The sequence below is a fragment of the Nonlabens tegetincola genome (assembly GCF_002954355.1).
GTDB lineage: Bacteria > Bacteroidota > Bacteroidia > Flavobacteriales > Flavobacteriaceae > Nonlabens > Nonlabens tegetincola.
This window is the reverse complement of sequence record NZ_MQVV01000016.1, coordinates 146,759-165,348: the sequence shown is the minus strand read 5'-3', so window position 1 is coordinate 165,348 and position 18,590 is coordinate 146,759. Positions and strand designations below refer to the sequence as shown.

The 18,590-nt window shown below is 32.8% G+C and carries 21 protein-coding genes; 15 read left to right on the top strand and 6 right to left on the bottom strand.

The features are described 5' to 3' along the window. The 12 genes from BST93_RS10120 (at position 1) to BST93_RS10065 (ending at position 12,105) form a co-directional block, all read left to right on the top strand. Positions 1-2,523 carry an Eco57I restriction-modification methylase domain-containing protein gene (locus tag BST93_RS10120; RefSeq protein WP_105019084.1) on the top strand — a complete coding sequence of 841 codons (2,523 nt, stop codon included), beginning with the start codon at positions 1-3 and terminating at the stop codon, positions 2,521-2,523. Positions 2,524-2,576: 53 nt separating this feature from the next. Beyond that, entirely contained in the window at positions 2,577-3,488 is a 912-nt protein-coding gene (locus BST93_RS10115) for a TaqI-like C-terminal specificity domain-containing protein (RefSeq protein ID WP_181072604.1), read from the top strand. 3 nt (positions 3,489-3,491) lie between these two features. Further along, complete coding sequence (locus tag BST93_RS10110; protein ID WP_105019082.1) at positions 3,492-4,085, top strand: DUF4062 domain-containing protein; 594 nt, start codon at positions 3,492-3,494, stop codon at positions 4,083-4,085. Beyond that, positions 4,082-4,540 carry an AlbA family DNA-binding domain-containing protein gene (locus tag BST93_RS10105; protein WP_105019081.1) on the top strand — a complete coding sequence of 153 codons (459 nt, stop codon included), beginning with the start codon at positions 4,082-4,084 and terminating at the stop codon, positions 4,538-4,540. Before BST93_RS10110 ends, BST93_RS10105 begins: the two co-directional genes overlap by 4 nt. After that, entirely contained in the window at positions 4,513-5,574 is a 1,062-nt protein-coding gene (locus tag BST93_RS10100; protein ID WP_105019080.1) for an ATP-binding protein, read from the top strand. Before BST93_RS10105 ends, BST93_RS10100 begins: the two co-directional genes overlap by 28 nt. Positions 5,575-5,759: 185 nt before the next feature. Next, positions 5,760-7,157 carry a GmrSD restriction endonuclease domain-containing protein gene (locus BST93_RS10095; protein ID WP_105019079.1) on the top strand — a complete coding sequence of 466 codons (1,398 nt, stop codon included), beginning with the start codon at positions 5,760-5,762 and terminating at the stop codon, positions 7,155-7,157. A 90-nt stretch (positions 7,158-7,247) separates the two neighbouring features. Further along, positions 7,248-8,732 (top strand): AAA family ATPase, encoded by a 1,485-nt coding sequence (locus BST93_RS10090; protein ID WP_105019078.1) that lies wholly within the window; start codon positions 7,248-7,250, stop codon positions 8,730-8,732. Between the two features lie 56 nt (positions 8,733-8,788). Next, positions 8,789-9,070, top strand: coding sequence for a hypothetical protein (locus BST93_RS10085; protein ID WP_105019077.1), 282 nt, complete (start codon positions 8,789-8,791; stop codon positions 9,068-9,070). A 9-nt stretch (positions 9,071-9,079) separates the two neighbouring features. Beyond that, positions 9,080-9,472: a hypothetical protein gene (locus tag BST93_RS10080; protein WP_105019076.1), complete on the top strand. Its 393-nt coding sequence runs from the start codon at positions 9,080-9,082 to the stop codon at positions 9,470-9,472. 878 nt (positions 9,473-10,350) lie between these two features. Beyond that, positions 10,351-10,647 (top strand): helix-turn-helix domain-containing protein, encoded by a 297-nt coding sequence (locus BST93_RS10075; protein ID WP_105019075.1) that lies wholly within the window; start codon positions 10,351-10,353, stop codon positions 10,645-10,647. 238 nt (positions 10,648-10,885) lie between these two features. Next, positions 10,886-11,326, top strand: a complete 441-nt coding sequence (locus BST93_RS10070) for a DUF6943 family protein (protein WP_105019074.1) — start codon at positions 10,886-10,888, stop codon at positions 11,324-11,326. A 137-nt stretch (positions 11,327-11,463) separates the two neighbouring features. Then, positions 11,464-12,105: a DUF6266 family protein gene (locus BST93_RS10065; protein WP_105019073.1), complete on the top strand. Its 642-nt coding sequence runs from the start codon at positions 11,464-11,466 to the stop codon at positions 12,103-12,105. Between the two features lie 198 nt (positions 12,106-12,303). On the opposite strand, the gene BST93_RS10060 is transcribed toward BST93_RS10065, so the two are convergent. From BST93_RS10060 to BST93_RS10035, 6 genes are all read right to left on the bottom strand, one after another. Next, on the bottom strand, positions 12,304-12,714 hold the full coding sequence (locus BST93_RS10060) for a hypothetical protein (RefSeq protein WP_146105012.1): 411 nt from the start codon (positions 12,712-12,714) through the stop codon (positions 12,304-12,306). 422 nt (positions 12,715-13,136) lie between these two features. Then, positions 13,137-13,517 (bottom strand): hypothetical protein, encoded by a 381-nt coding sequence (locus BST93_RS10055; RefSeq protein WP_105019071.1) that lies wholly within the window; start codon positions 13,515-13,517, stop codon positions 13,137-13,139. 2 nt (positions 13,518-13,519) lie between these two features. After that, positions 13,520-14,101 carry a hypothetical protein gene (locus BST93_RS10050; RefSeq protein ID WP_105019070.1) on the bottom strand — a complete coding sequence of 194 codons (582 nt, stop codon included), beginning with the start codon at positions 14,099-14,101 and terminating at the stop codon, positions 13,520-13,522. 425 nt (positions 14,102-14,526) lie between these two features. Further along, positions 14,527-14,955: a hypothetical protein gene (locus BST93_RS10045; RefSeq protein ID WP_105019069.1), complete on the bottom strand. Its 429-nt coding sequence runs from the start codon at positions 14,953-14,955 to the stop codon at positions 14,527-14,529. A gap of 542 nt (positions 14,956-15,497) precedes the next feature. Continuing rightward, on the bottom strand, positions 15,498-15,905 hold the full coding sequence (locus BST93_RS10040; RefSeq protein ID WP_105019068.1) for a hypothetical protein: 408 nt from the start codon (positions 15,903-15,905) through the stop codon (positions 15,498-15,500). A gap of 386 nt (positions 15,906-16,291) precedes the next feature. Next, complete coding sequence (locus BST93_RS10035) at positions 16,292-16,678, bottom strand: winged helix-turn-helix transcriptional regulator (protein WP_105019067.1); 387 nt, start codon at positions 16,676-16,678, stop codon at positions 16,292-16,294. A 118-nt stretch (positions 16,679-16,796) separates the two neighbouring features. On the opposite strand from BST93_RS10035, the gene BST93_RS10030 reads away from it, so the two are divergent. The 3 genes from BST93_RS10030 to BST93_RS10020 are packed head-to-tail and all read left to right on the top strand — an operon-like array spanning position 16,797 to position 18,321. Further along, positions 16,797-17,363, top strand: a complete 567-nt coding sequence (locus tag BST93_RS10030; protein ID WP_105019066.1) for an NAD(P)H-dependent oxidoreductase — start codon at positions 16,797-16,799, stop codon at positions 17,361-17,363. A 10-nt stretch (positions 17,364-17,373) separates the two neighbouring features. Beyond that, the gene (locus BST93_RS10025) at positions 17,374-17,892 is read left to right on the top strand and encodes a peroxiredoxin-like family protein (RefSeq protein WP_105019065.1); all 519 of its coding nucleotides are present in this window, start codon (positions 17,374-17,376) and stop codon (positions 17,890-17,892) included. 9 nt (positions 17,893-17,901) lie between these two features. Further along, on the top strand, positions 17,902-18,321 hold the full coding sequence (locus BST93_RS10020) for a hotdog fold thioesterase (RefSeq protein ID WP_105019064.1): 420 nt from the start codon (positions 17,902-17,904) through the stop codon (positions 18,319-18,321). Positions 18,322-18,590: the final 269 nt, after the last annotated feature.

Below are 18,590 nucleotides of genomic sequence, written 5' to 3'. Positions count from 1 at the left end.
ATGGATAAAAATTCAGCTATTAACCTAATTGATAAAACGTTTAACAATGCGTTTGATGAAGCACAGTTTACAAACTTCATACAAAACTTATTAAACGACTTTGAAATAAAACCGAATAAATATAGTGGCAATACCATTTGGGAAGACCAACGCGACCACGTAAGCTACTACAAACGCATTGGTAAATACATAGACCCTGAAGGCGAAGCTTTAGACGTCTTGATTGTTCAGGTAAAAAATGTCTCTAAACTGGAAAGAGCAAGAACAGCATTACGAAACTTTGTAATTAAGCATCTCAACAATTTTGAGAAAGACTATGCTTTAGTGGCGTTTTATTCTAAAGAAGATGATGGGTTCGACTGGCGTTTTTCTTTTATAAAAATGGAGCATCAATCCTATTTAGATGAAGAAAAGCAAAAAGTAAAAATGCGTAAGGAATTTACACCTGCAAAGCGTTATTCCTTTTTGGTTGGGAAATACGAGAAATCGCATACCGCTAAAACACAATTATTACCGCTTTTACAAAACATTGCGAATAATCCAACCATTTCAGAGTTAGAAAAAGCGTTTAGTATAGAACGTGTAACCGATGAGTTTTTTGAACAATACAAAAGCTTATACATTAAAGTCTATGAGTATTTTGAAAAACAAGATTTATCCATTTTTCAAGACAGCCAATTAGATGCGTCAGGCTTTACCAAAAAGTTATTAGGCCAAATTGTATTCTTATACTTTTTGCAGAAAAAAGGGTGGTTAGGTGTGCCGAAAGATGAACGTTGGGGAAATGGCGATAAACACTTTGTGCAAAAACTTTTTGAAAAGGCACAAAAAGAAAATGTCAATTTCTTTAAAGACTATTTACAATATTTGTTCTATGAAGCATTGGCAAAAGAGCGTGATAACAATAATTCGTTTTACTCACGTTTCAACTGTCGTATTCCATTTTTAAATGGAGGACTTTTTGAAGCACAATACGATTGGCAAAACGCCAATATTTCAATTCCACAAGATTTTTTTAGAAGTGGTGAAGAGCGTGAGGATAAAAGAACAGGAATCCTAGATGTGTTTGACCGTTACAACTTTACCATTAAAGAAGACGAACCTCTTGATAAAGAAGTAGCGGTAGACCCTGAAATGTTGGGGAAAGTCTTCGAAAATATGTTAGAGATTAAAGAACGGAAGAGTAAAGGAGCGTTCTATACACCTCGTGAAATTGTACACTATATGTGTCAAGAAAGTTTAATACATTATTTAGATAATGCTTTAAATGAAGACAATAAAACAGTTGTGCCCAAAGAAGATATAGAGCAATACATACGCGAAGGGCATTTAGCATTAGAAAACGATGTGCGTGTGGCAGAACGTGGTGAAACCAAAACATATAAATTCTTATTACCAGAAACTGTACGTAATAATGCCGATGTTATAGATAAAAAACTAACCGAAATACGCATTTGTGACCCTGCTATTGGTTCTGGAGCTTTTCCTGTTGGTTTGTTGCACGAGTTGGTAACGGCACAATTAATATTAAAACCACATTTAAGCTACAATTACCTAAATAATAAATTAAAAGAATTTGATTTCCACGAACGAGAAAGCGTTAGCGAAAGCCGTTATGTGTACCGTTTAAAGAAACACATTATACAAGAGAGCATTTATGGTGTAGATATAGACCGTTCTGCGATAGATATCGCCCGTTTACGTTTATGGCTCTCTTTAGTGGTAGATGAAGACGATTTAGAACCTATAGAAACCTTACCAAACCTCGATTATAAAATTGTTTGTGGTAATTCCCTTGTTGGTTTGCCACCACAAGGAGCAGACAGATACCCAACATTGAAAGATGAACTTGAAATTCTAAAAAAGAAATTTTATAAAGAAACTAACGAGCAAGAAAAGAAACGCTTACGAAACGAAATCAATAATAAAATACAAACCGTTTTAGAAGCTGCTGAAGATTTTGAAGGTTACCCTATAGATTTTGATTACGAGTTATTTTTCTCTGAAGTATGGAAAGAAAAAGGAGGTTTTGATGTGGTGATTGGTAATCCACCTTATATCCAAATACAAAGGTTCGATAAAGAAACTAAAGATGTTTTCAAGAAACTCAATTTTAAAACACTCTCATCTTCAGGTGACATTTATGAGTTGTTTTATGAAAAGGGTAATACTATTCTTCGAAGAGGAGGTCATTTGTGCTATATAACATCTAACAAGTGGTTAAGAGCAAATTATGGCTCTTCAACCAGAAACTTCTTTTTGACAAAAACAAATCCAAAATTATTATATGATTTTGGTCAAGAAATGATTTTTTCTACCGCTATCGTACATTCAAATATATTATTATTTGAAAAAGAAACTTTTAAAAATAAGTTTTTGGGTTGCCAGTTTCACGCTAATAGTTTAGCATATTTAGTTAAGCATTTTCATCAAAACTCAATTCATCTAGATTATTTAAATGAAGAGGTTTGGACAATTTCTACAAAAGAAATGATTCTTATTAAAAAAAGATTGAGAAAGTAGGGGTTAAACTAAAGAATTGGCAAATTGAAATAAATTATGGTATAAAAACAGGTTTGAATGAAGCATTTATTATCGATACAGAATTAAGAAATCAGTTTGTTTCTGAAAATTCAGATAGCGAAGAAGTGCTAAAACCTATACTTCGAGGACGTGATACAAGAAAATATTATTGCAATTTTAAAGGACTTTATCTTATTAATGCTCATAATGGCCTTCGTTCAGAAAACATCCCGAGGATAAAAATAGAGGTAGATTTTCCAGAAATATTCGATTATCTAAAATCTTTTAGTCCTAAAATTCAAAAAAGAAGTGACAAAGGAATGCATTGGACCAATTTGCGTAATTGTGCTTATATGAGTGAAATTGAGAAAGATAAAATAGTTTACTCTGAAATTGTTTCAGAACCACAATTTTATTTCGATACCAAGAGGTTTTATCCAGAGGCAAGCTCTTTTTTAATCACAGGTGAAAACTTAAAATGGTTAATAGCCTTTCTAAATTCGGAAGCTATTACTGTTATGTTTAAGATTTTTTATGCAGGTGGCGAACTAGTTGGTAAATACAGATACAAAAAATCTTTTTTAGAGAACTTACCCATTCCTTTTCCAATTGATACTTATGATAAAACCGTAACAATTTTAGTAGATTATCTGACATTTTATAAAGGACTTTATAAGGACAAATCGAAAGAAAGTGCTATTTCAAATTATTATGAATTAGTAATTGATACTATCGTTTATGAAATATTGTTTAAATCAGAATTTCAATCCGTCAATAAAACCATTCTAAAACACCTTAAAGACCTCAAACCTATCAATGATAGTATGAGTGAAGAAGAAAAGTTAGGTACTATACAAAGTGAGTACGAGCGTTTGTATCACCCAGACCATCCTGTTCGTTTTGCTATAGAAACCCTAGACAGTATAGAAGAGGTACGTATTATTAGAGAAGCTTTAAAATCGTAATTAATGACAGCAGATGGAAAAATAGAAATAATGATAGCATCTTCAGTCTATGGCTATGAAGACCAACTAAACCAGATTTGTGGCCTATTTGAGCAAATGGGATACCATCCTGTTAATTCTCATTATAAAACAATGCCAACTGACCCAACAAAATCAAATTTAGATAATTGTATAGAGGCTGTTAATAATTGCGATGTTTTATTTGGTGTTTTACGTCCTTTTTATGGGTCAGGGGTTATTGGAGATACATCTATAACCCACGAAGAAATGAAAAGAGCGATAGAACTGAAAAAGCCTAGGTGGTTTGTCGCTCATAGAGATATTAGAGTTGCTAGAGTACTACTTAAACAATACAGATTTTTACCTAACGGAGACCCAAATCCTGATTTTGCTTATGCAAGAACAAAACTAATGGATGATATTAGAGTAATAAATATGTATGATGATACCATACAAAATGATATACCACCAGAAGAACGTATAGGTCATTGGACAGATGAGTTTTTTGATTTGAATGATATTAAAAAAGTAATTCAAACACAGTTTACAGATATTGATCGTATACAAGGTATAATTGATAAAATGAATGATTTATGAAGAAGGACAGTTTTACATATATAGAGGATATTCTCAAAAAAGAGGAATCTACCACACTAGAATTTAAAGCAAATTTTGATAAAGAAGTTGCAGCAAAAGTAATTTGTTCATTTTTAAATAGAGATGGTGGTCAGCTTATTATTGGATTAAGTGAAGATAAAAAGGCTATGGGTATTCAAGATATAGAGAATAAGGGTAAGGAATTACAATCCTATCTCATAAACAGTATTGTACCAGAACCCGCCATATCTGTTGATACGCAATCAATTAATAATAAAGATGTATTAGTGGTGTCGGTTTGGCAAGGTACTAATCAACCTTACATATATAATGGTGCAGTTTATTTTAGAAAAGGTGCAACTACTATTCAGGCTAATTCAAAACAATTAGCAGATTTAATCCATAAAGATGCCTTACGTAATCAACGTTGGAAACTAAACCTGCTATTGAAGTAGATATAGATGATATAGACTTATCTGAAGTAAATGACTGTATTAAAGAATCTATAAAAGCAGGTAGAGAAAAAAGTGTACCAGAAGAACCTTTACAATTTTTATCAAAGTATGGATTGTATAAAAATGGAGATTTTACCAATGCAGCTGTAGTTTTATTTGGTAAAAACCCTGTAAAATTTTTTCCTCAAGTAAGGGTAAGGTTATCTGTGTTTAATACTGATAAAACTGGTGCTAGAATTTTATATGATAAAATTTTTGAAAACAACCTTTTTAAGTCTATTAGAGAAATCACAGATTTTTTTGATTTGGCTTATGGTATTTCAAGTTCGTTTAGTGATTCTGATTGGAAAAGAAAAGATGTAAGTCCTTTTCCAAGACTAGCTATAAGAGAAGCCATTCTTAATGCTTTTATCCATAGAGACTATGCGTCTTTTTCTAGTAGTATTGCTATAAATATCTATCCAGATAAATTGCAAATAAGTAGTTATGGTAGTTTGCCTAAAGGTATAAGTGTTAAGTCTCTTTCTAAAGATCATTTATCTATCCCTGTTAACCCTGATATAGCACATATTTTCTTTTTAAGAAGTTGGATTGAAAAAATTGGTATTGGTACTGTTAAAATGATAGCACTTTGTAAAGAACTTGGTTTTAAAGTTCCTTCCTGGAAAGTTCAAGATAAAAATGTTGTAGTTACTTTTCCAGATGTTGTTGTTCCTTTTAATTATAGTGAGGGAATAAATGAGGGAATAAATGAGGGAATAGATATTTTAATAAATGAGGGAATAAGTGAGGGAATAAATGAGGGTGTTTCTAAAAGTGTTAGAGAATCTTATTATGATATTATAGCTCTTATTCTTAAAGAAAAAAGTATTAAAGCTTCAGAGATTGCTGATAAATTAGATAGACCTTATAAAACTATAGAAAGACATATTAGTAGTTTAAAACAACTTAATGCTATAGAATTTAAGGGTTCTAATAGAACAGGTGGTTATGAAATAACTAATAAACTTAAAGAACTAATTACAACTTCTTGATTAAGAAGAGAACAGTAAATAAGATATAATGTGTTTATGATAAAAGGGCTCATCTTTTTACAGTTTTTAAAAGGAAATACATTAAAATTCTGTAAAACAATACGTTATTAATATTGTATAAGGGCTCACTATCGGCTCACTATATAGATAAAACAAAACTAAAGTAATAAAGAAGAGAATAAAATATGGCATTCAATCCAAAAACAGAATACACAATAGTTCCAGAAAGTTTTCCTATTGAAGACTTTCATAAATACAAAGATGAGTTTGTAACTAGACCACCATATCAGCGTAAAGCAGTATGGAAGGTAAAAAAGAAACAAGCCTTAATGGATAGTTTGTTTAGACGATATTATATTCCCAAATTGGTTATTCGTAGAGTACGATTAAGTGATGAACGTACAGTTAATGAAATTGTAGATGGTCAACAAAGAATTACCACGGTACAGGAGTTCTTTGAAAATAAATACAAATTGCCAAAAACATTGGCAGATTTAGGTGAAGGTATTGCAGGTAAATATTATAAAGACCTTAATTCAGAAGTCCGAAAGTTTATTGATAGATCCTTAACCTACCAAGCCGATGTTATTTTAAACATCGATGAACCAAATAATGTAAACCACCAAATTATTGCTACCGAGATTTTTTGGAGGTTACAACAAGGCGAAACCTTAAACTATATGGAAGTTGCACACGCGCAATTATCAAGTTTAAGTAGAAATTTTATAGTAAAATATGCTGATGACTTAACCTTTGATTATAACAAATACGAGCCAATAGATAGTAATCCAGATAAAATGCCATTTTTCAAACTATTGAATGTAGATAATGAAAGAATGAAGCATTTACAATTTATGGCGAGGTTTCTTCTTATTGAAAAAAATGATGGTTATGCCGAATTAGGCGATAAAAAAATAACAGAGTTTATTGAAGAATCCAAAACATCTAATGGTATAGGAGATTACACTTTTGAGAATAATAATGAAGCTATTGCGGTACGTAAAAATTTAAAAGTATTCTACGATATTTTTAAAGATGACCCAATGTTAGACGATAAAAACGGCATAAAAGAGTTTTCAGTAGAGTATTTCATCATTTCTGTATATATGCTCATCCGTCATTTAAGAATGCATTATGTATTAGATGATGATACCAAAAATACAGTTCGTGAATTTATTTATGCTTTTCATACACGTTGGAAAACTTACGAAGATTCTGAAGATACCGATATGTTAACGTTTAGTAATCGTAGGCAACAAGGAGAACACGATTTAGAAGTCAGAGATAGAATTATGAGACAAATCTTTTTCGAGTATTTAAGAGATAACAATTTTGAGTTAAAAGAAAAGGATGAAAATAGAGCTTTTTCAGAGTTACAAAGAATCATAATTTATCGTGATGGTAAAGGCTTATGTCAGGAGTGCCTACGTGAAGGTAAACCAGAAAAAGAAGCTAGAGTAAGTTGGTCAAATTATCAAGCTGACCACGTTTTTCCACACGCTAAAGGAGGTCAAACTATTTTAGAAAATGGCGAGTTATTATGTGCGCATCATAACCAATCTAAAGGAGCTAAAGTGAGTTAATGATGAAATGAGCTAGAACATATCTCAATACTCTTGAGAATGTTTAGGCGAATTCCATCTGACCATTAAAAAACAATAAAGAATTAGCAGATGAAAATTCAAAACATAACCATAAATAAATACAAGGCTTTTCAGCGTTCAGAAGATATTAAAGTAGGTGGTAAAAATGTTTTTATCTATGGGGAAAACGGTAGTGGTAAAAGCTCTGTTTATTATGCACTTAAAGATTTTTTTCAATCGAGTGTTGAGAATATCGATATGGCTAATTTGCGTAACCTCTATCTTACTGATGGTGAAACAGATTGTGCTATTGAAGTTGAATTTGATGGAAATGCAAAATTCACACTAAATGAAAGTACAAAAACTACTAATGCAGCTTCAATAACAGATTGTAATAGACTAAAGAGTTTCATTACCTACAAACATTTGTTAGGTGTTCACAATGTTAAGCTGAAAGATGAACTGAACGTTTTTAACTTAATCATAAATGGCGTTTTAAAGCATTTTAAATCTCAAACCATTACAGGTGGAATTGAATTGGGTGAATTATGGCAAGACGTATTAAAAGAAAGTAAAAAAACGGTAGGTAGAGGTAAAGACTTTAATCAGCATAGACAAAAAAAGGCTTCTGTTGAACGCAAAGCACTAGCGTTTAATAATGCCCTAAATAAGCTCTTTTTAAGTGGTAATCCAGATTATTTAGCACCTGCTGTTAATGATGTTTTAAAAAAAATAGTTCCTGGCTTAAAAATAGAATTTAATAGGCATAGTATTCAAGTAAATCAATGGGGCGGTATATCACAAAGTAAAATATTATTAAATATTGAAAGTGATGGAACTTCTTTAGATAGCCATTATCCTCATTTCGCTTTGAATGAGGCTAAACTTTCTGCAATTGCAGTAAGTATTTTTTTAGCCGCAATATTGAGACAGTCTAGATTTTCGGAAGAAATTAAAATTCTATTTCTAGATGATATACTAATAGGTTTAGATAATGAACATCGTTTAAAATTAATAAAGCTTTTAAAAGAATCAGAGTTTCAAGAATTTCAAATTTTCATCACCACTTATGACAGGCACTGGTATGAAGTAGCCAAGGTTCAATTGACCGACTGGAAGTTTCTGGAGTTTTACAAGGGGGCTAATGGTCCGGCTATAATTGATAATGAAAAAGATGATTTAAAAAGAGCAAAAGATTATTTTGATGCTTATGATTTTCCTGCTGCTGGAAACTATTTAAGAAAGGTTTTAGAAAAAACGTTAAGAGACAAACTTCCTAGAACCTATACGCATAGTGAAGAAAAAAACGGTTCATTAAAGCCCTTAAAATTGGACACTATGATTGATAGGTTAAGATTATATTATTCAGATATTGAAGTAGAAGTTCCAATTCAATTAATTGATAGTATAAAAATTTATAAATCAATTCTTTTTAATCCAATGTCGCACGATGATATTAAAAGCCCCATTTATAAAAATGATATAGAAGATGGATTTAAAGTTATTGATGAATTACAAAATCTACAGCTACCAATAAAGGATATTGTACTTGAAAAAATAAAACATTCCAAATAGACTTACCTGATATTTCTTATACAGCAGAAGTTGTTGTTGTCGAAAACGTTTATAAAGTGAATAATAATAGAACAATTTCCTTTACATCTACCAAGTTCTCATTTAACCTGTGGACTAGAGAAACGATTGATTTTGCCAAAAGTACAGGTACACCTATCGAGTCGTATAAGCCTGGAGATAGATTGGACAATATTTTAAAAGGACCATATGATTTAGAATGGATATCTAAAGCCATAAATCCAACTTATAAAGAAAAAGGATTAGCAGAGATCAATGTTGAAGATTTAAAAAACGCTATGACTTGTGATGGTAAGACACTAACACAATGGTTGGTATAAAGTATAATAATGGAATTTATTAATTCAGAAAAATATACAGCTACAGTTACTATAGGTTTACAAAAAGGTTATACTAAAGACTTGTGGCCTAAATCAGAGGTTATAGTGAACCTTCAAGAGGATCAAAATCAATTAATTCAAGATAAAAGTATCTATTTGAGTGCAGCAGTATCAGAATGTGAAATAGTTTTAAGCGGACAGGTAGATTCATCATTAAAAATAGAATTTATTAACTACCCAAAGTTCCCATTAGATGAAAAGGTATTTAAGGAAAGTGTTTCGTTTTTATCAAAAAGGTTAATGAAGGAGTTAAATCAAAATAGAATAGTTATTGTATTTCATAATGAAATTGTAATGCTAGAAGATAATCCAGAAATAGATCCTAGAATTTTAGTTAAATAAATCCCCACACAATAAAACCCAGTTTTTTCGTACCTCAAAATCCTCTGTCTTTTATTTTGTTCCGCTATCCAATGCGTTTGTAGTTTTTGGTTGCCAACCCACACACAGCACATTGCTTATTTTTTTTATTCTACTATTGTTTTTAAATGGTACAACAAAAAAGCAAAGAGCTGTTGCCAACGCTCACACCATAAATTACCCAAGCTATGTTTACATAATACAAGTTATAGTAGCAAACGGCACTTTTCAAAGGTTTGCTATCGCAGTGTTAATGCATTTTGTAGCTATAACTGGTATTATGTAAAATATCCACTCACCATCCGCACAAATCGGAACTAAAATTAAACTGTGGATATTCACGAGTACATTAATTTAAAATAAAAATGAAACGAGCTAAATATCCGCTATCCCCACGCGCATTTCCGAACATTAAACCACATTTTGAACTAAAATTAAACATCTGAACATTTTAAGGGTTACGTTAATTGATAATAATATTCGTTATCTCATTCAAGCTGCACAAAACCATCGTTAAGTCCAAGTTTTCCTTACCTCAAGTCTTTGTTTGTTTCATTTCGTTAACAAATATCATAGTCCACTTTTCCCCACCACCCAAGTCAGCGGTTATAAAAAAATAGGTTTATAAAGTGTAGTCCTACGCCATAGCACATTACTTTTTATCGTACCTCAAAAAAGCAATAAGCTATTGTCTAAAAGTCCTGTATAAGTAGCTTGTTTAAATGCTGTTTTATCAAACAACTATTTAAAACGCTACCCATACAAACGCTTCATCCAACGCTCAATACGGTACTAAAACCTATTTTTTTAAGAGTTTATGCCCCAAAAAATATTGTTCAATAAATTAAATACATTTCAAAATGATTACAAAAACAATCCAAATTACAGAAGTCACAGTTGATGAATTAGCCGATAAGGTAGCAGATAAATTATTACTTAAAATTGAAGATTACCTTAAAGAACTATCAAAATCTAAAAATGATGAATTACTAACAAGACAAGAAGTCGCCGAATATTTAAGAATCAGTTTGGTAACAATACATTCTTGGAATAAACACGGTATTTTAAATCCAATTCGTATGGGAAACAGAATCCTATACAAAAAACAAGATATTTTAGATGTTTTAGAAGAACAGTCAATAAATAAAAAAAGGTAGCAAATATATGTGGCTACCACAGCCAACGCGCAAGGCTATAAAGGTCAAGCCCTACGGGTTTTGAATAAAACTTTTTTCAAAATATATCTTCTATTTCATTAAACATTTTAACTCAAAAAACTTTTATCCAAAAACCTTGACAGCCTCATCCACGCCACAACAATAGAGGCTATCTTTTTTTCTTTTCAAAAAAAATAATGGTGCGAAGCGTAGCGAAGCAATTTTAAATTGGATAGCTATGTCAACTTTTGAACTGAAAACACACCAAATCGGAAGAACCTACTCGCAACCTCATTTTTTTATCCTAAACAAAGGACTTAACAGCGGGAAACCGCTTTCAAATCCTTGTCCTAACTGTTTTGTAGTAATCACAAAAACGGAAACAGAGAAAAACACGCTTTTTCACTTGTCTATGATGTTGCAAATAGGCGGTTTTTACGCTTATTATTTAAAAGGTAGTGTTATTCCGTTTATTTCTGTAAATGATTGTAGAAACACGCTTAAAAAAGGGTTAAAATCTACTTCAAACATAAAAGACCAGATGCAAAAACACATTAAAGCGGTTGAGGTTATCAGCAAAAAAGAAAAAGAGTTACAAAATGTCATTGATAAAATGGCAGTTTTAAAGGTTGCATACATTCGTAATTGTTTCAAACTAATGCAAAGTAAAGAAGCCTAATGCAAAGGCGTCTAACAAGGCTAAAACAGTAACAAAATGGCATTATTTTGGTTATATTAATAGTGAAATAAAGGTTTTAAAGCAATATAAAGTCCGTACCAAATCCAAAGGAGTTTAATTTTAAATTGTTTTATATTATGGGAAAGATTTCTCAAGGAATTTTAGGCGGATTATCTGATAAGGTAGGTAACGTAATTGGTGGTAGTTGGAAAGGTATTGACTACATCAGAATTAAGCCATCAAGTGTGGCGAATCCTCGAACAGAGGGACAAGTAAACCAACGTAATAAATTTACGGTTACATTGGAATATTTACAACCAAATAAAGAGTTTTTAAAAGTCGGTTACAAGTCTTTTGCGACAAAGAAAACTGAATTTAATGCTGCAATGTCTTATGTGTTAAATAATGCAGTAGGAGGGATTGCGCCTAACTTCACAATCGATTATTCTTTAGCTTTATTGAGTAGAGGTTCTTTATCAGGAGTGTTAAACGGAACTACTGACTTAACAACACCAGGACAAGTTGATTTTGGTTGGGGTGATAACTCGGCAGAGGGTAACGCAAATGCAACGGATAAAGCAATGGTATTAGTTTACAATCCAAGTAAAAAAGAATCTGTTTATATTTTAGATGGTGCAGACAGAACAGCAGGTTCTCAATCGGTAACTATTCCAAACACCTATGCAGGAGACACAGTAGAGCTATTTATGGCGTTTGTTTCTGCTGATGGTAGTCAAGTATCAAATAGTGTGTATTTAGGCTCTGGTACGGCTGCTTAATAACTTTAAGTTTAAATACATTTTGAAAACCGTTTCTATTAATTTAGAAGCGGTTTTTTTATACTTTTAGATCACTTCTATTTATAGGTTAAAATGTTATACCTATGTTGTACCCATTTTAAATTAATCTTTTGAAACCCTTTATTTATAAGAGGTTTTTAGGTTAATTAATATAATACATTGTTGTACACTGGCTTTTCATTCCGTTATATATTCAAATATTATTTTCGGATTTACTGATTCCGATTCCTTTTTTTGTTCAAAAATCTCCAACTTTTTATTGTATTTAATTGTCAAGGTGTCGAAACTTTTCCATTTAAAACTTACATCTTTTGGTTTAATAAATCCAGCACTTGCCACGAAAATCAGTTCAGAGTTTTTTTCGTCAATTCCACAATCAGTCGCATAAATTAAAATCGAACGATTTGCGGTCGCATTTCCGCTTTCTTGTGTCATTTTTACTTTCCGTAAACCTTCGTAATCGCATTCCGCTTTCAATTCCGTTTCAGTTGGTTCGTCGAAAAGCTCAAAGTTTGTCATTAAAACAACAAATCCGATTATTGCTATAAATCCAAGTAATAAAATTCCAATGAGTATCTTTTTTATCAATTTAAGTTCGGTTTTTTTTAGCTTGTGTACAACACGCACAGGTTATGGCGAGTTCACGCAGAATGCGCAGCATTCTAGAGTGTACGGTAGCCATTAGCGTTAATTTGCTATAACCGTAGTTGTTGACGGTACCAGTAACGCTGGTTAGTGTTTATTTGTTTAGGTTATAAATATAGTTAGATAAAAGCAAATTACAGCGTATGCTGTGCGTGTTGCTGGACGGTAAGTTCAGGAGAGAATTGAGCGCTAGCGAAATGGCCTGAACGACCGTAGGTATCGTCCAGCAACGTTGTTGTATATGGTTTGTTGCGTGTTTCAAGCAACTAATTTAGTAAATAATTACGGACAAAGAAAGTCCGCGAGGACTTTCGTTAGTAGGCAAAAAGCCAGCAATAAATTATATACGGTGTTGTACACCGTTTTTATTTCCGTTTCAATATTTGTTGGACATATTTTCTGTGATTTTCAAAGCCGTTTTTCTCTGGATTTTCCAAGTCAACCATTCCATCAATTCCAGAGTCATAAATTTGCCAATTATGTTTTTTTGCTAATTCAATTAGTTCGTAAAGTCCATTTTCTCCATATAAACTTAACATTGTATTGCTCACGGGTTCATTATGAACAATAAAGTCAATTGTGAAATCAGTTTCGATTATTTTTCTGTGATTTCCATCTTTTTTAATTCGGTCAAATGAGTTGCCCAAAATCCCATCAAAATCAGTCGGTTCGAGTTGATTTTCATCCAATTCCGCAACTGATTTTATTTTCTGTTTTGAATTAAAAAGTACAATATCCCAACTCATAATTATTCTGTCATTATTCCTGCTCGGTCTAAATATTCGCCAATCGAATATCTTGGTAATCCTTTTTCATAACCTAACCTGTAAAATCCAATTCCGTTACTTAATTGGTCATTCAGTGATTCTTGAATTTCTTTTGCTTTTAAAATTATATCAAGTTTCGATAATTTCGATTCACTTTCTATAATTTCTCCTTTTTGATAACCACCTTTTTTTCCAATTGGAACCAGAACAATTTTGTTCGTATTTAATTTCCGATTACTAAATTCAGATTTTAAGTTTTCAATTCCGTCAGTATCAAATGAGTTCCAATTAATTTTTTTTGTTCGTCCGAATCTCATAGGTAAGTCAGGTCGGAAATACTTGAGTTCCTTTTCTGTCAATTCTTTAAAATCAATTAATTCCGATTTACTTTTAAAAAAGTCAGTTGACATTCTGTAAAAAATACTTTTTCCTCTAAATTTCTCTGAAAAAGTCCAATTATTTTCAGACCACAAACAGTCATAAAAGACTTCGTATTCATCAAGTCCGATTATTCTAAATGGCCTTTCGTCAAATTCTGTTTTATAAATTTCTCCTAATTTCAATTCTTTCTATCGGTTTTCTCAAATGGTGTACAACACGCACAGGTTATGGCGAGTTCACGCAGAATGCGCAGCATTCTAGAGTGTACGGTAGCCAATAGCGTTAATTTGCTATAACCGTAGTTGTTGACGGTACCAGTAACGCTGGTTAGTGTTTAGTTGTTTAGGTTATAAATATAGTTAGATAAAAGCAAATTACAGCGTATGCTGTGCGTGTTGCTGGACGGTAAGTTCAGGAGAGAATTGAGCGCTAGCGAAATGGCCTGAACGACCGTAGGTATCGTCCAGCAACGGTCTCGGCTATGATTTCGTTGCGGAAAAATCCGCAGGATTCTTTCCGCCGTAGCCGAAAGATAGCAAACTTGCGTTGAATTCCGATAAGGAATTCAACCGCAATGAATTATAGCCATTGTTACCCACAGTATTTTTTATCCACCGCTTTTCAGTCGGATTTGTGTTATTACTTCATTCAATTCAGCGAACAGATTTGAAAATTCCGATTTTCCAGATTCAAGTTCACTTGTATTTTTAGCTATGCTATAAATTCCATTTCCGGTTAAAAAATTGAAGTTTGTCATTCCGCTTTTTGGCAATTCAGGTTTCTCAATTTTGTTTGCTTTAACCAAATATTGTTGTCCATTTTCCACAAATCTTTTTACAATTTTCCGAACGTCTTCGTGTTGTCCTGCGCCAATAAATCCTGCTCCAGTACTTAAATATAAACTTGTGTCTCCAGGAATAAAAGTTACAACTGTGGCAATCGCTCCGCCCATATCCATTTCCGCTATAATTCCGTAAACGTCATTGTCTTTAGTTCCATTTAATTCCAATTGTTCGGCGGTAACTGAAAATGCCATTTTCCGCATATCAGGATAAGGATTTTGTTCAGTTTGTTTTTCAGTTTTTTGTTGATATTCAGCAATATCTTTTTGGCTTTATTTCCATATTTAATTGCATAAAATAATCCTATTCCGATTACTAAAATGAAGAGTAAAGTTTGTGTCATATTCGGTTTTCTCATATTGTGGGTAACACGCACAGGTTATGGCGAGTTCACGCAGAATGCGCAGCATTCTAGAGTGTACGGTAGCCAATAGCGTTAATTTGCTATAACCGTAGTTGTTGACGGTACCAGTAACGCTGGTTAGTGTTTAAATGTTTAGGTTATAAATATAGTTAGATAAAAGCAAATTACAGCGTATGCTGTGCGTGTTGCTGGACGGTAAGTTCAGGAGAGAATTGAGCGATAGCGAAATGGCCTGAACGACCGTAGGTATCGTCCAGCAACGGTCTCGTATAACCGTCAGTTACGGGTTAAAGTACGCAAATTTTTCGGTTTGGCACTGACGTTAGCAATTCCGAGTGGATTCGGACGTAGTCGAATCCGCCGTAATTGCGGTTATACATTGTTGTGTGGCGTTTTTTCATTTATTAGTGGTTTGTATTCATTCAGTTGATGCCATTCCTCAATTATATTCATTTTCCGAAATCTTTTACTAATCAGTAATTTCAGAACATTATTTTGGTCAGTCCGTCTTATTTTAATCCAAAGTGGAATCTCGTTTTTGTAAGTTACTAACCAATCGCACACTTCATTCAGCTTAATTTGTTTTCCGATTATGTTCGGAAGAGACCAAAGTCTCATTATATCATCAGAATTCGTTTTAGGGTCTTGTTTTTCTTCAGGGTCAAATTCGACAATGTATTCAGTACTGTCAAAGTTTTCAATCGAATAATTTTCAACTCTAATTTCAGTCAGAAATTTAGTCAATTGGCTTTTAAGAAATATTGAATTTGATTTTTGCATTTAGTTTCTTAAATGACACACAACACGCACAGGTTATGGCGAGTTCACGCAGAATGCGCAGCATTCTAGAGTGTACGGTAGCCAATAGCGTTAATTTGCTATAACCGTAGTTGTTGACGGTACCAGTAACGCTGGTTAGTGTTTAGTTGTTTAGGTTATAAATATAGTTAGATAAAAGCAAATTACAGCGTATGCTGTGCGTGTTGCTGGACGGTAAGTTCAGGAGAGAATTGAGCGCTAGCGAAATGGCCTGAACGACCGTAGGTATCGTCCAGCAACGGTCTCGTGTATGAGCAGTAGCGGATTTTTTGCGACTACTTTTCGATTAACAATGTACTTATTTTAAGTGAAATAAAGTTCGAGTTTAGCACTTAAACCGCTATTGCTTATACACGTTGTTGTACGCTGGCTTTTCCATTTTCTATTATTCTGCATTGTTCAAAATCCATTTCAGGATAAGCTTCATTTGCCCAATCACTTAACATTCTTAAAACGGGCAAAAGTCCAACTGCTTTTTCAGTCAATGAATATTCAACTCTTGGTGGAATTTCAGCAAAAGACTGTCTTAAAAGTAATCCATCGTTTTCTAATTCTTTCAGTTGATTAGTCAGCACCTTTTTTGAGATTGTAGGAATAAGTGCATTTAACATTCCAAACCGCATTGAACCATTCGATAATAAGTATAAAATAATCGGTTTCCATTTATTGCCAATTATGTTCATTGTATGCACAAGCGAACAAGCATTCGGGTTGTCTATATATTTTCTTGCCATTAGTTACTTTTTGGTTACCACTATTTGTTCAAATGAAAATTAAATAGTTTCTTTTTAAACTAATATTAGTTTCTTTGCGATACAAATGTAATTAAAATTTTAAAATGAAAATTTTTTTATAATCAACGGTCATCAGAAATATCCATTTTCTGAAGGAAAATTAAACGCAACTTTAACTGAAAAAGCAGAAAGTTACTTTAAGAGCAATGGTTACAATATCAAGAAGACTACAATGGAGGACAATTATGATGTCAATGAAGAAATCGAAAAATTCAAATGGGCAGATGTGGTCTTTTTTCAAACACCATTGAACTGGATGGGTGTAAGTTGGTCGTTTAAAAAATACATTGATGAAGTTTTTTCGATGGGTATGATGGGCGAAATGTCTGATGGTGATGGAAGAAGTAAAGAAGCACCGAAGAAGAATTACGGATTGGGTGGAAAGTTAAACGGAAAGTATATGATGTCAGTAACGGCTAATGCACCAAAAGAAGCTTTTAATAATCCAGAGGAAACATTTTTTAATGGAATGAGTGAAGATGAACTTTTAAAACCAATGCATCTTAATTTTAAATGGTTTGGTTTTGAACCATTACCAACATTTATGGCATATGATGTAATGAAAAATCCAGAAATAGAGAATGATTTTATTCGTTTTGAAAATCATTTGAAAGCAAACTTTTAAAGTATTTATTATGAATAGACCAACACCAAAACATACAGCACCAGATTTACAGTTTCCATTCTTAGAAGGAAATCAATGGAATTTAGCAGACCAAAATCCAGACAATTTTACTTTGGTTGTTTTTTATCGTGGGTTACATTGTCCACTATGCAAAAAGTATTTACAACAATTACAAGAATTGCTACCAGAATTTGAGCAAAGAGGTGTTAATGTAGTAGCAGTAAGTATGGATTCTGAAAAGAGAGCAAGACTTTCTCGTCAAAAGTGGGAATTGTCTAATCTTACTTTGGGCTATGGTTTATCTGAAAAATCAGCCAGAGATTGGGCTTTGTATTTAAGTGCAGGTGTAAAAGATGGTGAACCAAGTGAGTTTAGTGAACCAGGATTATTTTTAATTGACAATAACAACCAAGTTTATTATTCAGCTATAAACAGTAACCCTTGGGGAAGACCATATTTGCCGTCATTTGTAAAAGCGGTAGATTATATCGTTCAGTCAGGCTATCCTGCAAGAGGTGAAATGCTATAAATCTGTTATATGGATATAAAGACAAAAGAAAGATTGATAAAATTGGCAGAAGAAGAAATCCCAATTCATAAACATTTTGGATTAAAAGTTGAAATTGTTGAAAAGGATTTCATTAAAGTACGAGTGCCATTTAGAAAAGATTTAGTCGGTGACATTCGTACTAATCATTGGCACGGTGGAATTATAGCTACAATTTTAGATTCTGTTGGTGGCGCTATAGGAATTGCCAACTTCAATTCGCCAGAAGATAAACTATCAACAATAGACTTGAGAGTAGATTATTTGAGATTTGCAGATGGAAATGATTTAGTTTTTGAAGGAAAATTGGTCAGAATGGGAAATCGAATAATGGTGACCAAAATGAAAGCATTTCAAGAGGATGTATTAGTAGCCGAAGGAAAAGGTGTTTATAATTTTATTCGAGCGTGATTTTCAGCTTGCGTACAACACGCACAGGTTATGGCGAGTTCACGCAGAATGCGTAGCATTCTAGAGTGTACGGTAGCCATTAGCGTTAATTTGCTATAACCGTAGTTGTTGACGGTACCAGTAACGCTGGTTAGTGTTTAGTTATTTAGGTTATAAATATAGTTAGATAAAAGCAAATTACAGCGTATGCTGTGCGTGTTGCTGGACGGTAAGTTCAGGAGAGAATTGAGCGCTAGCGAAATGGCCTGAACGACCGTAGGTATCGTCCA